At 68.9% G+C, this 15,387-nt stretch carries 17 protein-coding genes; 11 read left to right on the top strand and 6 right to left on the bottom strand.

Annotated elements, in window-relative coordinates:
- Positions 1-13: 13 nt before the first annotated feature.
- Positions 14-757 carry an SDR family oxidoreductase gene (locus ACMGFH_RS21550; RefSeq protein ID WP_415380686.1) on the bottom strand — a complete coding sequence of 248 codons (744 nt, stop codon included), beginning with the start codon at positions 755-757 and terminating at the stop codon, positions 14-16.
- A gap of 223 nt (positions 758-980) precedes the next feature.
- On the opposite strand from ACMGFH_RS21550, the gene ACMGFH_RS21545 reads away from it, so the two are divergent.
- The 7 genes from ACMGFH_RS21545 (at position 981) to metG (ending at position 7,338) form a co-directional block, all read left to right on the top strand.
- Positions 981-1,463: a hypothetical protein gene (locus ACMGFH_RS21545; RefSeq protein WP_415380685.1), complete on the top strand. Its 483-nt coding sequence runs from the start codon at positions 981-983 to the stop codon at positions 1,461-1,463.
- Positions 1,453-2,184, top strand: a complete 732-nt coding sequence (locus ACMGFH_RS21540) for a DICT sensory domain-containing protein (protein ID WP_415380684.1) — start codon at positions 1,453-1,455, stop codon at positions 2,182-2,184. The genes ACMGFH_RS21545 and ACMGFH_RS21540 overlap by 11 nt, the downstream gene beginning before the upstream one ends.
- Positions 2,185-2,333: 149 nt before the next feature.
- A complete protein-coding gene (gene mfnA / locus ACMGFH_RS21535) occupies positions 2,334-3,383 on the top strand; it encodes a tyrosine decarboxylase MfnA (protein ID WP_415380683.1) in 1,050 nt (349 codons plus the stop codon).
- Between the two features lie 71 nt (positions 3,384-3,454).
- Positions 3,455-4,054 carry a YqaA family protein gene (locus ACMGFH_RS21530; RefSeq protein WP_415380682.1) on the top strand — a complete coding sequence of 200 codons (600 nt, stop codon included), beginning with the start codon at positions 3,455-3,457 and terminating at the stop codon, positions 4,052-4,054.
- Between the two features lie 131 nt (positions 4,055-4,185).
- Positions 4,186-4,473 (top strand): ArsR/SmtB family transcription factor, encoded by a 288-nt coding sequence (locus tag ACMGFH_RS21525; protein WP_415380681.1) that lies wholly within the window; start codon positions 4,186-4,188, stop codon positions 4,471-4,473.
- A 148-nt stretch (positions 4,474-4,621) separates the two neighbouring features.
- A complete protein-coding gene (locus tag ACMGFH_RS21520; RefSeq protein ID WP_415380680.1) occupies positions 4,622-4,924 on the top strand; it encodes a hypothetical protein in 303 nt (100 codons plus the stop codon).
- A 299-nt stretch (positions 4,925-5,223) separates the two neighbouring features.
- Positions 5,224-7,338, top strand: a complete 2,115-nt coding sequence (gene metG / locus ACMGFH_RS21515) for a methionine--tRNA ligase (protein ID WP_415380679.1) — start codon at positions 5,224-5,226, stop codon at positions 7,336-7,338.
- A gap of 40 nt (positions 7,339-7,378) precedes the next feature.
- On the opposite strand, the gene ACMGFH_RS21510 is transcribed toward metG, so the two are convergent.
- Both ACMGFH_RS21510 and ACMGFH_RS21505 read right to left on the bottom strand, forming a co-directional pair.
- The gene (locus ACMGFH_RS21510) at positions 7,379-9,109 is read right to left on the bottom strand and encodes a hypothetical protein (RefSeq protein ID WP_415380678.1); all 1,731 of its coding nucleotides are present in this window, start codon (positions 9,107-9,109) and stop codon (positions 7,379-7,381) included.
- The gene (locus ACMGFH_RS21505; protein WP_415380677.1) at positions 9,081-9,845 is read right to left on the bottom strand and encodes an ABC transporter ATP-binding protein; all 765 of its coding nucleotides are present in this window, start codon (positions 9,843-9,845) and stop codon (positions 9,081-9,083) included. Before ACMGFH_RS21505 ends, ACMGFH_RS21510 begins: the two co-directional genes overlap by 29 nt.
- 308 nt (positions 9,846-10,153) lie before the next feature.
- Between ACMGFH_RS21505 and ACMGFH_RS21500 the strand changes: the two genes are divergently transcribed.
- From ACMGFH_RS21500 to ACMGFH_RS21485, 4 genes are all read left to right on the top strand, one after another.
- Positions 10,154-10,588 (top strand): hypothetical protein, encoded by a 435-nt coding sequence (locus ACMGFH_RS21500; protein WP_415380676.1) that lies wholly within the window; start codon positions 10,154-10,156, stop codon positions 10,586-10,588.
- 104 nt (positions 10,589-10,692) lie between these two features.
- Positions 10,693-11,334, top strand: a complete 642-nt coding sequence (locus ACMGFH_RS21495) for an NfeD family protein (RefSeq protein ID WP_415380675.1) — start codon at positions 10,693-10,695, stop codon at positions 11,332-11,334.
- Positions 11,335-11,440: 106 nt separating this feature from the next.
- Entirely contained in the window at positions 11,441-12,661 is a 1,221-nt protein-coding gene (locus ACMGFH_RS21490) for an SPFH domain-containing protein (RefSeq protein ID WP_415380674.1), read from the top strand.
- A gap of 104 nt (positions 12,662-12,765) precedes the next feature.
- Positions 12,766-13,368 carry a winged helix-turn-helix transcriptional regulator gene (locus tag ACMGFH_RS21485; protein WP_415380673.1) on the top strand — a complete coding sequence of 201 codons (603 nt, stop codon included), beginning with the start codon at positions 12,766-12,768 and terminating at the stop codon, positions 13,366-13,368.
- 107 nt (positions 13,369-13,475) lie between these two features.
- On the opposite strand, the gene ACMGFH_RS21480 is transcribed toward ACMGFH_RS21485, so the two are convergent.
- The 3 genes from ACMGFH_RS21480 to ACMGFH_RS21470 all read right to left on the bottom strand — a co-directional run bounded on the left by ACMGFH_RS21480 (position 13,476) and on the right by ACMGFH_RS21470 (position 15,339).
- The gene (locus ACMGFH_RS21480) at positions 13,476-13,727 is read right to left on the bottom strand and encodes a hypothetical protein (protein ID WP_415380672.1); all 252 of its coding nucleotides are present in this window, start codon (positions 13,725-13,727) and stop codon (positions 13,476-13,478) included.
- A 240-nt stretch (positions 13,728-13,967) separates the two neighbouring features.
- Positions 13,968-14,363, bottom strand: a complete 396-nt coding sequence (locus ACMGFH_RS21475) for a TRAM domain-containing protein (RefSeq protein WP_415380670.1) — start codon at positions 14,361-14,363, stop codon at positions 13,968-13,970.
- A 271-nt stretch (positions 14,364-14,634) separates the two neighbouring features.
- Entirely contained in the window at positions 14,635-15,339 is a 705-nt protein-coding gene (locus ACMGFH_RS21470) for a YkgJ family cysteine cluster protein (protein ID WP_415380669.1), read from the bottom strand.
- Between the last annotated feature and the right edge of the window lie 48 nt (positions 15,340-15,387).

Here is a 15,387-nt window from a genome sequence, read left to right as displayed (position 1 = left end):
CGCCCGTCTCTGATCAGAAGAACGTCAGCTTGTCGCGGCGATAGAGGTCGAGTTCGGAAACCATCGAGGGGTCCTGCTTCGCGGCGAAGCGGACGGCGTCGGCGATCTCGGTCGGTTCGGAGGCCTCGCCGCGCTCGAAGCGTTCCTCGAAGGACTCGCCGCTCTCGCTGGCGAACTCGCTGCGGACCTCGGCGGGGTTGATGGTCGTGACGGCCACGTCGTCCTCGCCGACGTCGGCGGAGACGCTCTTGGCGAAGCCGCGGACCCACCACTTCGACGCCGCGTAAACCGGGTTGAACGGCCGGGGGTACTGCCCGGCGAAGCTGCCGATGAACACGAGCGTCCCCGACGACTCGCGGAGGTGCGGCAGCGCCGCGCGCGTCGCGAAGAAGTACCCGTCGACGTTGACCTCCATCATCGTGCGGTAGTCGTCGGTGGCGAGGTCGTCGACGCCCTCGCCGGCGACGACGCCGACGTTGTTCACGAGGAGGTCCAGCCCGCCGAACTCCGTGACCGTCTTCTCGACCAGGGCGTCGACGGCGTCCTCGCTGCGGACGTTCGTCGGGACGACCAGCGTCTCGACGCCGTAGGCGTCTTCGAGATCGGTCGCGATCGATTCCAGTCGCTCCTCGCGGCGAGCCGCCAGCGCCACGTCGGCGCCGTCCTCGGCGAGAGCGTGGGCAGTCGCCTCGCCGATCCCGGAACTCGCGCCCGTGACGATCGCTGCGTCGCCGTCCAGAGACTGCTCGGTGGACATGCGACGGGATAGGACGGTCGAGACTATAAGTATCGGTAGTCGGCCGCTCCGGATCGCGGGCCAGACCGTCGAGCCCTGGGCGTGATCGGTCACTGTCTGCCGCGGGGGGCCGGCCGCGCCAGGACGGTTCAGCACGCTGATTCCAGTGTTGACAGTCGCTCTTCAGAGATTACCGGTGGGTGGGGCCGACAGACTCTTCGGTGCAGCGATACGAGTGTACACTATGACAACCGATGGCACGAAAGACGCGTCGCGCCTGTTCGACGCGCTCGCACATCGGTATCGCCGGATCGCCCTCTACTACCTACGGGAACACGAGACCGCGACGCTCGACGGGCTGGTCGACCTCGTGAGCGGGTGGGTCGAGGTCGGCCCGGGCCCCGACGAACCGGTCGACCGCGACGCCGTCCGTGCCGAATTATACCACGTCCATCTGCCGATGCTCGACGAGGCGGACCTGATCGAGTACGACGTCGACGACAGGACGGTCGCCCTCCGCGGGTACTCGGCGGCCGCCGAGGAGATCCTCGACGCGGCCTTCGAGGCGGACACGACGGAGACGCCGCTCGACATCGAGGGGGTGCTGGCCGCCGCCGCGGGAGAGGGGGACGCGTGTCGGCCCGGCGAGGCCGCGTGCGGCCCCGACGACGGAGCGGGTCGGGGCGACCGGCCCGGCAGTGCCACCGAGGACGGCGATGGCGGCTGACGCCAACCGCTCGCTGCGCGACCTGCGCGACCGCGCTCGCGGGCCCGACAAGACCGTCACGACGTTCGGTCCGGACTCCTACGCCGACCTGGGGCCCGCCCTCGAACAGTTCGACGTCTCGCTGGCCCACGAGTACCTCCCGCTCCCCGAGTCTGAGGGGTACCTCACCGTCACCGTCGACGGCCGGAGTCTCGGTTCGATCTCCGCGGCCGCGTTCGGCGAACTGCGCGATCCCGACAGCGGGCTCCCCTGGGACGCCGCGACGCGCGAGTCCGCGTATCGCGACCTCGTCGAGCTACTCGCGGGGACGACATTCGTGATGGACGATAAGGGCCACTTGCTCGCGACGACCCGGGAGATCGAGGACCGCGCGCTCCGGTACGGCCGCGGGCGTCTCTACGCCGCGTTTCAGTCCCTGTCGGCGTTCCGGGCGCAGGTGCCCGTCTACGAGCGACTGGTCGGCCGGTCGGACCTGCGCGCGACGGTCTTCGGCGCGCCGGACTGGGAGCCGCCTGCCGTGGAACACCTGACCGTCCACCTCGACGACGCGGGCGACCTCACCGACTTCTGGGTGGTCGCGTTCGACGGCGCGGGCGACGACGACGCGAAGTGTGCGATGATCGCAGAGGAGGACGATCCGGGCGAGTACGCGGGCGTCGTGACCTACGATCCGGCTATCGTGGACGACCTGACTTCCTTTCTCGACGAGGTCGCCGAATAGAGACCCGGGCGAACCGAGCGCGCGCCGCCGCGGGATCGACGGCGGCCCGACTCAATCCGGTCGGACCATGCTCAGCCCGGTCGGGCCCGGCTCGGCTCGGCACGTCGGGGAGCGCAACTGCTAAACGCCTCCCATCCCAGTGATCGGGTATGCAGCTGGCCGAGCCGCAGGATTTCGAGCGCGTCCTGTCGTCGATGTGCACCGAACCACACCCCGCGGCTCGGGAGGCGGCCGAGCGGTTCCTGGCGACCAACCCCGGCGACCCCGGCACCTACGAGAGCGTCGCCGCCCTGGAGAAACGCGCCGTCGAACTCCTCGGCGAGGTCACCGGCCACCCCGACCCCGAGGGCTACGTCGCCAGCGGCGGCACGGAGGCCAACATCCAGGCGATCCGGATCGCACGCAACCGCGCCGACACCGACGACCCCAACGTCGTCGCACCCACGAGCGCCCACTTCTCGTTCACGAAGGCCGCGGACCTGCTCGGCGTCGAGTACCGGACCGCGCCGACGACCGACCACCGCGCCGACCCCGATGCGATGGCCCGACTCGTCGACGAGGACACCGTTTGCGTGATCGGCGTCGCCGGCTCGACCGAGTACGGCTACGTCGACCCCATCCCCGAACTCGCGGATCTGGCCCACGAAGTCGACGCGCTCTGTCACGTCGACGCCGCCTGGGGCGGGTTCGTCCTCCCCTTCACCGACCACGAGTGGCACTTCGGCCACGCCGACGTGGATACGATGACCATCGACCCCCACAAGATGGGGCAGGCCGCCATCCCCGCCGGCGGGCTGCTCGTGCGCTCGCGCGACCTGCTCGACGAGCTCGCCATCCGGACGCCGTACCTCGAATCGACCTCGCAGGTGACGCTGACCGGCACCCGGAGCGGCGCGGGCGTCGCCAGCGCCGTCGCCGCGATGGAGGCGCTCTGGCCGGAAGGGTACCGCGAGCAGTACCGCGCCTCGATGGACAACGCCGAGTGGTTGGCAGACCAGCTAACCGCGCGCGGCCACGAGGTCGTCGACCCCGACCTGCCACTGGTGGCCGCCGACCTGTCCGTGCCGATGACCGAGGAGCTTCGCTCGCGGGGCTGGCGCGTCACCAAGACCGGCGCCGGCGAGATGCGCGTCGTCTGCATGCCCCACGTCACCCGGTCGATGCTCCGGTCGTTCGTCGCCGACCTCGACTGGTACTGACCTCGCTTCCATCGGGCCGGTCCCCGAGTTCGATGGATACAATCAGGTCCATAGGGGAAATATGAAAGCCTATGACACCCCGGGCGCTACCGCCGGTCGTGTTCCCGGTCGAGGTCCCCGCACTCCTGCTCGGTGGCGCCTGTAGCGACGGTTCCGGCGGCGCGATCGTCGGTGCGGTCTGCACCGCGACCGGGCCCGCGGGACTGCTCATCGTCGCCGTCTACTCGTTCCTGATCACGTTCATCCTCCCGCTACCCTCCGAGATCGTCCTCCCGCTGGCCGACCAGCTCCGCCTGGGCCTGCCACTGTGGGCGAACCTGAGCCTGGTCATCCTCGTCGCCAGCATCGGGAAGGCCGGCGGCAGCGTCTTCGCCTTCCACATCGGCCAGGAGGCCAAGGAGTCGGGCCCCGTGATCCGGTGGCTGCGGCGTTCTCGGTTCGACATCATCGAGTGGTCCCAGTCGAAGGTCGTCCAGCTCTCGAAGAAGTACGGCTACGCCGGCCTCGCGCTGGCGCTGTCGGTCCCCGCCTTTCCGGACACGCTCTCGGTCTACGCCTTCTCCGTGCTCGAAGACGACTACCTCAAGTTCGCCGCGGCCACATTCGTCGGCAGCGTCGGCCGCTTCCTCGTCTGGATCGTCATCGTCCGGGGCGGCGTCGCCAACCTGTGACGCCGTTCGCGGTGGCGACACGCGGGGCGACCGCCCGGTAGCTCGCCCGGCCAGAGCGCCGCGTTCGCTGTCCTCGTCGGCGCGTTTCGCCGCCGGTGCGCTTACAAGGGGGCCGGCTCACCTACGGGGTAATGGAAGGGGTGCTCTGGTACGTGTTCGCCAGCACCCGGGGCGGTGAGAACCGCGCGCGGATTCTCCGGGCGGTCGACGAGCGGCCGCGCAACGCCAACCAGCTCGCCGAGGACCTCGCCCTCGACTACACGACCGTCCGGCACCACCTCGACGTGCTCGAAGACAACAACGTCGTCGAGGCCAGCGGCGACGAGTACGGCGCCGTCTACCTCCCGACCGACCAGTGCCGGGCCAACTGGGACACCGTCGAGGAGGTTCTCGCGACCGTTCTGGAGGACGACTCATGATCCACCGACCGACCACCGACCGGCAGATCTCCGACCGACAGATCACCGACCGACCGGCCATCGAGAGCCGACCGCCCGCCGACCGCCCGAGTGTGGAGACAATTTGGACAGCCTATTTGTCGGCCCGTCGCAAAGGGGGGATTCGAGGATGAATCTCTGGTTCGAGGCCGCCCGCGGCGCGGTCGTCCTCAACGTCGTCTTACTCCTCGGGCTCGCGACCGTCTGGGCGCGCAACTACCGCTCGCACGGCGCCAAACACACCCTCGGTCTGCTCGTGTTCGCCGTCGTCCTCCTCGCCCAGAACCTGCTGGCCCTGTATCTCTACACCCTCCACCCGACCTTCCACGACTGGGTCTACTACTCCGCGCCCATCGCCCAGCGCGGCACGATGGCCATGAACGTCCTCGAACTCGTCGCCATCGCCTTCCTCGTGAAGATCACCTGGGAGTGAGGCGAGGACTGCCACCCCGTCACACCCGATGGTCAACCTTTTTGCCGGCGGGCGGCCACGTACCGGTGTGTTCCACGGGGGTCCGCCCGGCCGTATGCGCATGCGCTTCTCCGAGTAGCGCCGGGTGGACCCAGTCGTCGTCGGTGGGCTCATACCCCACAGCGGACCCCTTCGGTCCGACGCGACCGGTGAAACGCCGGCTCCCGAACGCGCCGCTCACCGACAGCAGCCGCCAACGAACGATCCAACGATGACACCGAATCACCGCGTTAAAGAGTCGACTGGAGGTATCGCATAGTATGAGCCACGACGACTTTCCCACCGAGAACCCCGCCGTTGTCACGTGCGGGTTGCCCTACGCCAACGGCGACCTGCACATCGGCCACCTGCGGACGTACGTCGGCGGCGACGTGCTCTCGCGGGCGCTGCGAACGCTCGGCCAGGAGACGGTGTTCGTCTCCGGATCGGACATGCACGGCACCCCGATCGCCGTCCAGGCCGCCGAGCAGGGCATCGACCCCGAGGAGCTCGCGCTGGGCTATCACGAACAGTACGAGGAGACGTTCCCCCGGTTCGACGTCGAGTTCGACAACTACGGGCACACCCACGACGAGACGAACCAGGCCCTGACGAAGTCGTTCGTCGAGTCGTGGATCGAGGGCGGCCACGTCCACGAGAAGGAGATCCAGGTTGCCTACGATCCCGACGCCGACCAGTGGCTCCCCGATCGCTTCGTCGAGGGCACCTGCCCGTACTGCGGCGCGAAGGCCCGCGGTGACGAGTGCGACGACGGCTGCCAGCGCCACCTCGAGCCCGGCGAGATCGAAGACCCCGTCAGCACGATCACCGGCAACCCCGCCGAATACCGCAGCCGCGAACACAAGTTCCTGGCCCTCTCGGACTTCCAGGAGTACCTCAAGGGGTTCATCGACCGCCTCGAAGGCACCGATAACGCCCGCAACCAGCCCCGCGAGTGGATCGAGGGCGAGCTCGAGGACCTCTGTATCACCCGCGACCTGGACTGGGGCGTCGACTACCCCGGCGACGACGGCGGCCAGGATCTGGTGCTGTACGTCTGGGTCGACGCGCCCATCGAGTACGTCTCCTCGACCAAGCAGTACACCGAGCGCGTCGGGAGCGACGAGTACGACTGGGAGGCCGTCTGGAAGAACCACGGCACCGACGACCACCCCGACGGCGGCGAGATCGTCCACATCATCGGTCAGGACATCATCCAGCACCACACCGTCTTCTGGCCGGCCATGCTCAGGGGCGCCGACTACAACGAACCGCGCGCCGTCGTCGCCAGCGGGTTCATGAACCTCGACGGAGACGCGTTCTCGACCAGCCGCAACCGGGCGATCTGGGCGCGGGAGTTCCTCGACGAGGGGTTCCACCCCGACACGCTGCGGTACTACCTGACCACCGTCGGCGGCTTCCAGGACGAGATCGACTTCTCCTGGGACCGCTTCGCCGAGCGCGTCAACGGCGAACTCGTCGGCAACGTCGGCAACTTCGCCTACCGCTCGCTGCTGTTCGCCGAGCGCAACTTCGGCGGCACGCCCGACACCGACGTGTCGAGCGAGGTCCGCGAGCGCATCGAGGAGGCCGTCGACGAGTTCGAGGCCGCGATCAACGACTACTCCGTGCGGAAGGCCACCCAGGCCGCGGTGAACCTGGCGGGCTTCGGCAACGAGTACATCCAGCGCCACGAGCCGTGGAACCTCGACGACGACGAGGCGGCGCCGGTCATCCGCGACTGCGTCCAGGTCGCCAAGGCCGTGGCCGTCCTCGTCTACCCGGCCACCCCCGACACCGCCGAGCGCCTCTGGGAGCAGCTGGGCGAGGACGGGTCGGTCGGAGCCGCCACGGTCGAGGCCGCGCTCGAAGCGCCGCCGGCCGACTTCGGCGAGCCATCCGAGCTGTTCGAGAAGATCGAGGACGAGCGCGTCACGGAACTCAACCAGAAGCTCGAAGACCGCGTCGAGGAAGTCGCCGACGCCGCGGCGAGCGACGAGGGCGACGGCGACGGAACCGAAACCGACGAGGCCGCGGCGGGCGACGGGGAGAGTATGGACGTGGAAGCCCTCGCAGAGAACCGCATCAGCTTCGACGACTTCGAGGACGTCGACATCCGCGTCGGCCGCATCGAGTCCGCCGAGGCCATCGAGGACTCCGACAAGCTCGCCCGGCTGGAGGTCGATATCGGCGTCGAGACGCGACAGGTCGTCGCCGGCATCAAGCAGCTGCACGACCTCGACGAGCTTCCCGGGACGAAGGTCGTCCTGCTGGCGAACATGGAGAAGGCCGAGCTGTTCGGCGTCGAGTCCAACGGCATGGTGCTGGCCGCCGGCGAGGAGGCCGACCTGCTGACCACTCACGGCGACGCCGAGCCCGGCACGAAGATCCGGTAGTCGACTTCGGCTCTGTTTTCAGTCGGCGTCGGGTCCGTTCTCAGTCGAACCGATAGCCGTCGACGCGCCGCACCGCGAGCGCGTACGCTGCCGGAACAGCCGCGACCAGGACGACGGCGACGCCCAGCGCGAGCCGTTCGAGTCCGGCGACCGACAGCGAGAGCCCGAACGGGAGCCGCGGCGCGAACAGGGCGTGGATAGCCAGCCGATAGAATTCGTCGGCCAGCACGCCCGCGGCGCTGACGGCGAGGACGACGAACACCGAGAACAGGGCGAACGCGGCCTTGCTCGGGGGCGTCGCCGTCTGCTCGCCGGTCACGTCGACCCCGTCGAAGCGGGGGAACAGCGCGCCGAGCGCCGCCGCGAGGACCGCACCGGCGGCGACGACCGCCAGCGCGAGTCCGCCGAAGACGACGGCCTCCGTGGTCGAGCTGCCGCTCGCGCGGGCGGCGACGCCCGCGAGGAGGGCCGTCACCGGCGCGACCGGCGCGACGGCGGCGAGGACGTGTCCGTGGACGACCGAGCGTCCGCCTGCGCGGGCGGTCAGCAGCGCCGGGAGGGCCGCCCCCTGATTGCCCAGCAGATTCAGCGGCGCGGCGACGCCGGCCGCCCACGCCCCGTAGACCATGGCGAACCACGGCGCGTACGCGGGGACGGTCCCGGTCGCGAGCACCCCTTCGACCATCGGGAGCGCGAACAGCAGCGGCACGGCCGCGAACACTAACTGGAGCGGCGCGCGGTAGGCGCGGACGAGCGTCACCGCCGCCACGCCGACAGTTCCCTGTCGGCGACAGACCGCGCCAAGGGCGTCGCCCAGACGGGTCGATTCTGTGGGTTCGACCGCTGCCGCGTTGGACGTCGCGTCCGCGTCGTCGGTCGTGCCGTCCTCCTCGCGGCTGACGTCGGCGAACCACGCGTAGGTCCCCGCGCGGACGGTCGCGAGCACACCGATCGGGACGAAGGCGAACGCGAGTGCGAGCGCGCCCGCGGCGGCGACCAGGTCGCCGCCCGCGCCTGGCGTCGTGACCAGCGCGAGGTCGCCCAGCCAGGCGAGCGGCGGTCCGCGCAACACCGGGTCGAGCGCGTCGACGAGGGCGGGGAGGTGTCCGGAGAACATCACCCAGAAGTAGGCGATGCCGCCAACGACGCCGACGATGGGTTTGAGCCGCGAGAGCCACCGCGACCGGCGGACGGCGCCCTTGAGCGCCACCCCGACCGGATAGCCGACCGCCATCGCACTCGCGAGTAGCGCCGCGGTGGCGACCAGTCCGCCGACGACCGGCAGGGGCGTCCCGGCGCCGACCGCCACGCCGGCGAACCCTGCGGCGACCGGGACGAACAGGTACGGCGCGTACGCGACGACGTTCATCAGGAGGAGACCGCCCGCGACGTCCTTCGGCGGGCGGATCGTGAGCATGCCGGCGGCGTTGTCGATCTCCCCGTAGGACCCGATCCCGGCGACGACGCCCATCCCCACCTGGAAGACCCACGCCGTCGCCAGGACCAGTCCGACCGTCGAGGCGGGGGCGACGTCGCCGCTCGCGAACGCCGCGCCCCAATCGCGGCCGAGGTCGAACACGAGCGGCAACACCGCGACGACAACGAGCGTGCTCACCGCGACCAGCGCCAGCCACACGTCCTGCGCGCGGACCCGCCTGACCATCCGCCGGATCTCGACGGCTGCGACGGTCGCGCTGATCGACGGCGACGGGAACCGTCCCCGCCGGCTCGATGCGGACCGCTCAGGCCTCGACTCGGTCGTGGGGGACATCGTCCTCCTCGGTGATGTCGAGGAACGCGGTCTCAAGATCCGTCTCGCCGTCGTCGCGGGCCCGTCGTTTCAGTTCGGCGGGTGGCCCCTCAGCGACGAGTCGCCCGTCGTCAATGACGCCGACCGTGTCCGCAAGTTCGTCGACGACCGAGAGCACGTGCGACGAGAGGAACACCGTCACCTCCCGGTCGGCGAACTCGGCGACGGTGTCGCGCATCGTCCGGGCCGCGCGCGGGTCGAGGCCGCTCGTCGGCTCGTCCAGGAAGACGACCGCGGGGTCGTGCAACAGGGCCGCGATGACGCCGACTTTCTTCTGCATCCCCGTCGAGTAGCCGCCGATCCGGCGGTCGGCGTCGCCCGCCAGGTCGAACCGCGCCAGCAGTTCGTCGATCCGCTCGCCGGCCTCCGCGGGCGGGATCTCGTGGAGCCGTGCCACGTACCGGAGGTGTTCGCGCCCGGTCAGCTCGTCGAACACCGGGGGATCCGCGGGGAGGTACCCGATCCGCTCGGTCAGCGCCGCGCGGTCGTCGACCGAGGCACCGGCGACCGTCGCACTCCCTTCGGTTGGCCGCGTCAACCCGGTCAGCATCCGCATCGTCGTCGTCTTCCCCGCGCCGTTCGGCCCGAGGAACCCGTACACGTCACCGGCCGGGATCGACAGCGAGAGGTCGGAAACGGCCGTCTCCTCGCCGAATCGCTTCGTCAACCCGTCGGCCGCGACCGACGGTTCGCTCACGATTGGACGCCTCCGCGATGCCGTCGACTCTCGTCGACTGCCGGCGATGACTCGGTCGTCCGACGGGGACCACCGGACGACGCCACTACGGTCTGGAGGGGAGCCGCGATCGACCACAACCCACTGCGGGGACAGCGTCCGAACATGGCAGAATGCTACGGCGTGCCCGAGAAAAAGGTTGGCAGAACGAATCTTCTATTCTATCGGTGACAGGTGGATCGCGAGACGGCCGGGACTCGGGCGCTCGACTCGCCGCCGACGGAGAGCGGACGGCAAGCCCTTTTGGTGCCCGACCGCTACGACCGACCATGGCAGACGACGCCGGGGCGGACGGCGACGACGAGGAGTGGCGCTTCTCGGTCGACGAGGTCGGCGACGACACCGGCGACGTGGACGAGAGCGACACGCTCGACGACGGCGAGAACTGGGACGTGACGGTCGGCGGCGAAGACGGTGACGGCCCCACCGTGGCGTTCGGCGACGGCGAGTCCCGGGAGGAGTCGAACGGGAACGGCGAGGCCAACGGCAACGGCAACGTCGCGGGAACGGTGACGCCCGACATCCCGGTCGAGTCCGACACGCCGCAACTGGAGAGCGCCGTCTTCGTCGCGGCCGGCGCCCTGCTCATCCTGCTGGTGTTCGCGAGCGTCGTCACGCCGCTGACGCCGCAGACCATCGGCGCCATCGCCCTGGCGGTCGCCGCCGTGACCGGGGTCGTCTACGCGATCTACGTCCGGTTCTGACCGCCGCCCGTACCGACGCCGCGGCGGATCGAGTCCAACGGAGCGAATTCCCCGAGGATCGCGACGAGCAGAAGTGTTTTCGGGCAGGCGACCGAATCTCCGGTATGATCGAGTGGATCGGGCAGACTTCGGTCCTGTCGTGGATCGGGTCGAACCTCCCGCTGTTCCTCCTGCTCGCGGGCGCGGCCCTGACCATCGCGGAGGCGTTCGCCCCCGGCGCGCACTTCATGGTCCTCGGCGTCGCCCTGCTCGTCGCCGGACTGGTCGGCCTGTTGCTCCCGCCGAGTCTGGGCGTCGCCGCGCCGATCATCCTCGCGGGGCTGGTTCTCGCGGCGGGCGCGGCCACCTTCTACGTCTACCGGCAGTTTGACTTCTACGGCGGCAAGGGCGAGGAGCAGACCAGCGACTCGGACTCGCTGCGCGGCGCGATGGGACGAGTCACCGAGCGAATCACGTCCACCGGCGGCGAGGTGAAACTGGACGAGGGCGGGTTCAACCCCTACTACCGCGCCAAGAGCGTCGACGGCGAGATCGAGGAAGAGACCGAGGTGATGGTCGTCGACCCCGGCGGCGGCAACGTCGTCACCGTCGAACCCGTCGCGGGCGGCGTCGACGAGATCGATCGGGCGCTCGCTCGCGAGCGCGAACGCGACATTGAGTCCGCCGGGAACGGCGAACACGACGGGGCCAGCAGCGCCGACCGCGACGAGGACCGCGACCGAGAGTTCGAGACCGACCCCGCCTGAGCGAGCGGCGGCAGCCGGAACGGCCCCGCGCTGACCGCCCGCGACGGCGCTCCATCTGTGGTCGCTCACCCAACACTTTTCTTGGGGTGGAGCCAAGTTCGATCGTATGATCCCCGCAACAGTGCTGCAAGGAATCGGTGGGGCGCTCCCGATAGTGGCAGTGATCTTGCTGCTGCTGGCGGTCGTGATGGTGTATCAGATGGTGGAGATCGTCAACGCGTACGAGAAGCGCGCGCTGACGGTCTTCGGGGAGTACCGCAAGCTCCTCGAACCGGGCATCAACTTCGTGCCGCCGTTCGTGTCGAAGACGTACGCGTTCGACATGCGCACCCAGACGCTCGACGTGCCGCGCCAGGAAGCGATCACCCGTGACAACTCGCCGGTGACCGCCGACGCCGTGGTGTACATCAAGGTGATGGACGCCAAGAAGGCGTTCCTCGAAGTGGACAACTACAAGAAGGCCGTCTCGAACCTCGCCCAGACCACGCTGCGGGCGGTGCTGGGCGACATGGAACTCGACGACACGCTCAACAAGCGCCAGGAGATCAACGCGAAGATCCGCAAGGAACTCGACGAGCCCACGGACGAGTGGGGCATCCGCGTCGAGAGCGTCGAAGTCCGCGAGGTCAACCCCTCGAAGGACGTCCAGCAGGCGATGGAGCAGCAGACCTCCGCGGAGCGCAAACGCCGCGCGATGATCCTCGAAGCGCAGGGCGAACGGCGCTCCGCCATCGAGCAGGCGCAGGGTGAGAAGCAGTCCGACATCGTCCGCGCGCAGGGGAAAAAGCAGTCGCAGATCCTCGAAGCGCAGGGTGACGCCATCTCGACGGTCCTCCGCGCGAAATCCGCCGAGTCGATGGGTGAGCGCGCCATCATCGACAAAGGCATGGAGACGCTGGAGAACATCGGCCAGGGCGACTCCTCGACGTTCATCCTGCCCCAGGAGATGTCCTCGCTGCTCGGCCGCTACGGCAAACACCTCACCGGCAGCGACGTGACCGACATGGCCAAGGCCAACGGCGAGGGCGAACTCGACAGCCTGAACTTCGACGCCGAGACGCGCGAACTCATCGGCCTCGACAACATCGAGGAGATACTCGGCCAGATCGACGAGGAAGCACAGGTCGACGTCGACGCGATGGAAGAGGAGGCCCAGGCGATAAAGGAGGGCAAGGACGCGACGAACATCCGCGACCCCGACGAGGTCATCGAAGAGATGGACTCCGAGATGGACCCCTCCGGCAGCCCGGTGGGCGGCCCCGGCGGCGACAGCTCCGGCGGCGCCGGCACCGACGGCGAGCGCGAACCCGAGACAGAAACGGAATAGCCATTATTCGACACGCTCTCGGGCGCGTTGGCCGCTTCCAATTTTTCTGCCGCACGTGTGAGCGAGCGAAGGCGTTTTACCACCCCACCGCCAAAAGGCTCTTAATGAGTCGCGAGGGGGACGTCGACGAGAGCAAGCGGGCGACGCTCAGGCGCTTCGCTGCGCTCGGCGCCACCAGCCCGCTCGTCGGCCTCGCCAAGGAGAGTGAGAGCGATGCGCCCGACGCTCTGCTCGGGTACGTCGCCGCGACCCCGGGCGCGCACTTCTCGAAGATCCGCGACGACCTGCAACTCGGGACGGGGGAGACCCAGCACCACCTCCGGCGACTGGAGCGCGAAGGCGCCGTCGAGAGCCGCGAAGACGGCGAGTATCGACGATACTTCCCTGCAAATCGGTTCTCCGAGTTCGAGCAGGTGGCGCTTGGCTACCTCCGGCGGGACACCCCGCGTGGCATGGTCGTCGCCCTCCTGCGCGACCCCGAGGCCTCGGGCACCGCCCTCGCCGCCGAACTCGGCGTCTCCGCGCCGACCGTCAGCAAGTACGCGAGCCAACTGGAGGAGGCCGGGCTGCTCTCCCGGGAAGACGGCTACGACCTCGAACGCCCCGAGACGCTCCTCCTCTTGCTCGTCCAGCACGCCGACTCCTTCGGCCCCGAGGCCGCCGCGCTGGCAGCCGACGCCGACGACATCGTCTCCTACGACCCCTGACTGGGCGCCGCTCCGACTGACGGCCGTGAGCGCACACCACCAGCGACTGCCGCCTACCAGCGGTCGCTGGCGAGTGCGAGAAAAGCGCGAGATCGCGTGCCCGCCGACTAGGCGGTGACTTTCCACGTCGTCGACGAGGAGTAGCCCCACTTCTCCACGTCGAGGGCCGTGTCGCTGTTCTGGATGGCCGTCATGTTCGACCCGACCTCCTTGGCCGACAGGTCGAGTTCGTCTCCGATGAGTCTCGACTTGAAGTACGTCTGGGTGCCCGCGTTCTCGCGGAGGTACTCGAGGATCCGCTGCTGTTTCTCCGAGAGAGTGAGTTGGTCACCGGTCGCGCTCGCAGTGGTCGCGCTCATACTACCACTGAGGTACTGTCCCCCTAAAGCGGGTTTGGTACGATCGGTAAAACCCGCTGCCGTCTTGCGATTTTCCGATGCGCACTGCTCGATAACGAGGCCCTACGCCCGGTTCGCGGTCCGCCGTTGGTGCCGTTGGTTAACCGGTCGTACCAACCGCAGGGAGACCGCAGTTCACCGGCGTCGCTCGGGGTATCGCCACTGGACGGTCGAGAACGTCGGGAGAAGGGTCGAAGAGAGCTACAGGTCCTCTTCGATGATCTCGCCCACGGCGAAGTTGGACTTGACCTCCGTGACTTCCACCTTGACGCGCTCGCCCACGTCGGCACCGGGGACGATGATGACGTATCCGCGCTCGACGCGCGCGATGCCGTCGCCCTGTTTGCCGATGTCTTCGATCTCGACGTAGCGGATCTCGCCGGCCTCGACCGGCGGCTGGGGCTCCGACGGGACGTTGTCTTCGTCCGTCTCCGTCGTCGCCTCCACGTCCGACGAGATGAGCGCGACGCGATATGTCTCCCCAGGTTCGATAGAGCCCGTCTCGATCTCCCGCCGCGGCACCTCTACGACGTATCGGTCGCCGTCGTCCGATACGTCCGCACTGAACAGACACAGCAGTTTATCTGAGATTTCCACGATGTAGACCTCCGCTCGGGACATAGTAGGCCTCTTTTATAAATTTCAGCGACCATCTTTTTCCGCCGGGGGGTGTCCTCGGCGCGCGAAGCGCGCCTGCGGGCACCCCCGACGCAAAAACATGGGTGAAAAAGGCCGAGCTCTCACTTCGTTCGCGCTCGGTGGAAACGGCGCCTGCGGCGCCGTACGTTCCGGCCCCGCTACCGCCACCGCCCCGCCTCCGCTACCGCGACAGCGCCCCTACCACTCCACTACCGCACCGCCTCCGCATCTATTCGATCTTCGTCCCGTCGGGCCGCTTGGCTCCCTCGGAGTCGTGGACGACGACTTCGCCGGGGCCGCGCTCGACGGATTTGTACCCGTCCCGGACCGCGATGGCCTCGTCGAGTTCCCGGATCGCGCGCTCCTTGAGGGCTTCGGCTAGTTCCTCGGCCTCCGCGCGGGAGATGTCCCGGCCCAGGCCCTCGCACTCGTGGGCGCGGACCATTCCCTCCTCGTCGACGGCCTCGCCCATCGGCTGGCTCGTCCCGCCGAGAGCCACGCTGAACGGATACGTTCTGCAGACCATCGGGCGATCCTCGTGGACGGTGCAGGCGCCGGTGCCTTCGTCCTCGGCGTAGAAGCGGCAGTCGCCGCAGTCGTCGGTCTGGAGCGCCCACTCGAAGGTCTCGCCCTGCGGCCCGTCCTCGCCCTCGACCAGTCCGTACGGCATCGGCCGGGCGACGTCGCGCCAGTCGTAGTCGCCCGTCTCCTGCAGTTTTCTGACCTCGTCCGGAAAGACGGTCGCCGTGTGGTCGTGGCCGTCGGCGTCGTCGCCATCCCCCTCGCTCTCGTCCGTCCCGCTCTCGCAGCCCTCGACCGCTTTGCAGCAGGCGCCACAGCGGGTGCACTCGAAGCCGATGGCCTCGATGGCGTCGGCCAACTCCCCCACGTCGAGGGCGACGGCTCGTTCGCGTTCGGCTTCGAGACTCTCCATGGACGAGATATCGGGCCGACGGGGAAAAGCACGTCGCGAGCGGGCGGC

It is taken from the genome of Halosimplex rarum (assembly GCF_047715405.1).
In the GTDB taxonomy this organism is placed as follows: domain Archaea; phylum Halobacteriota; class Halobacteria; order Halobacteriales; family Haloarculaceae; genus Halosimplex; species Halosimplex rarum.
This window is presented reverse-complemented; position numbering and strand designations above follow the sequence as displayed.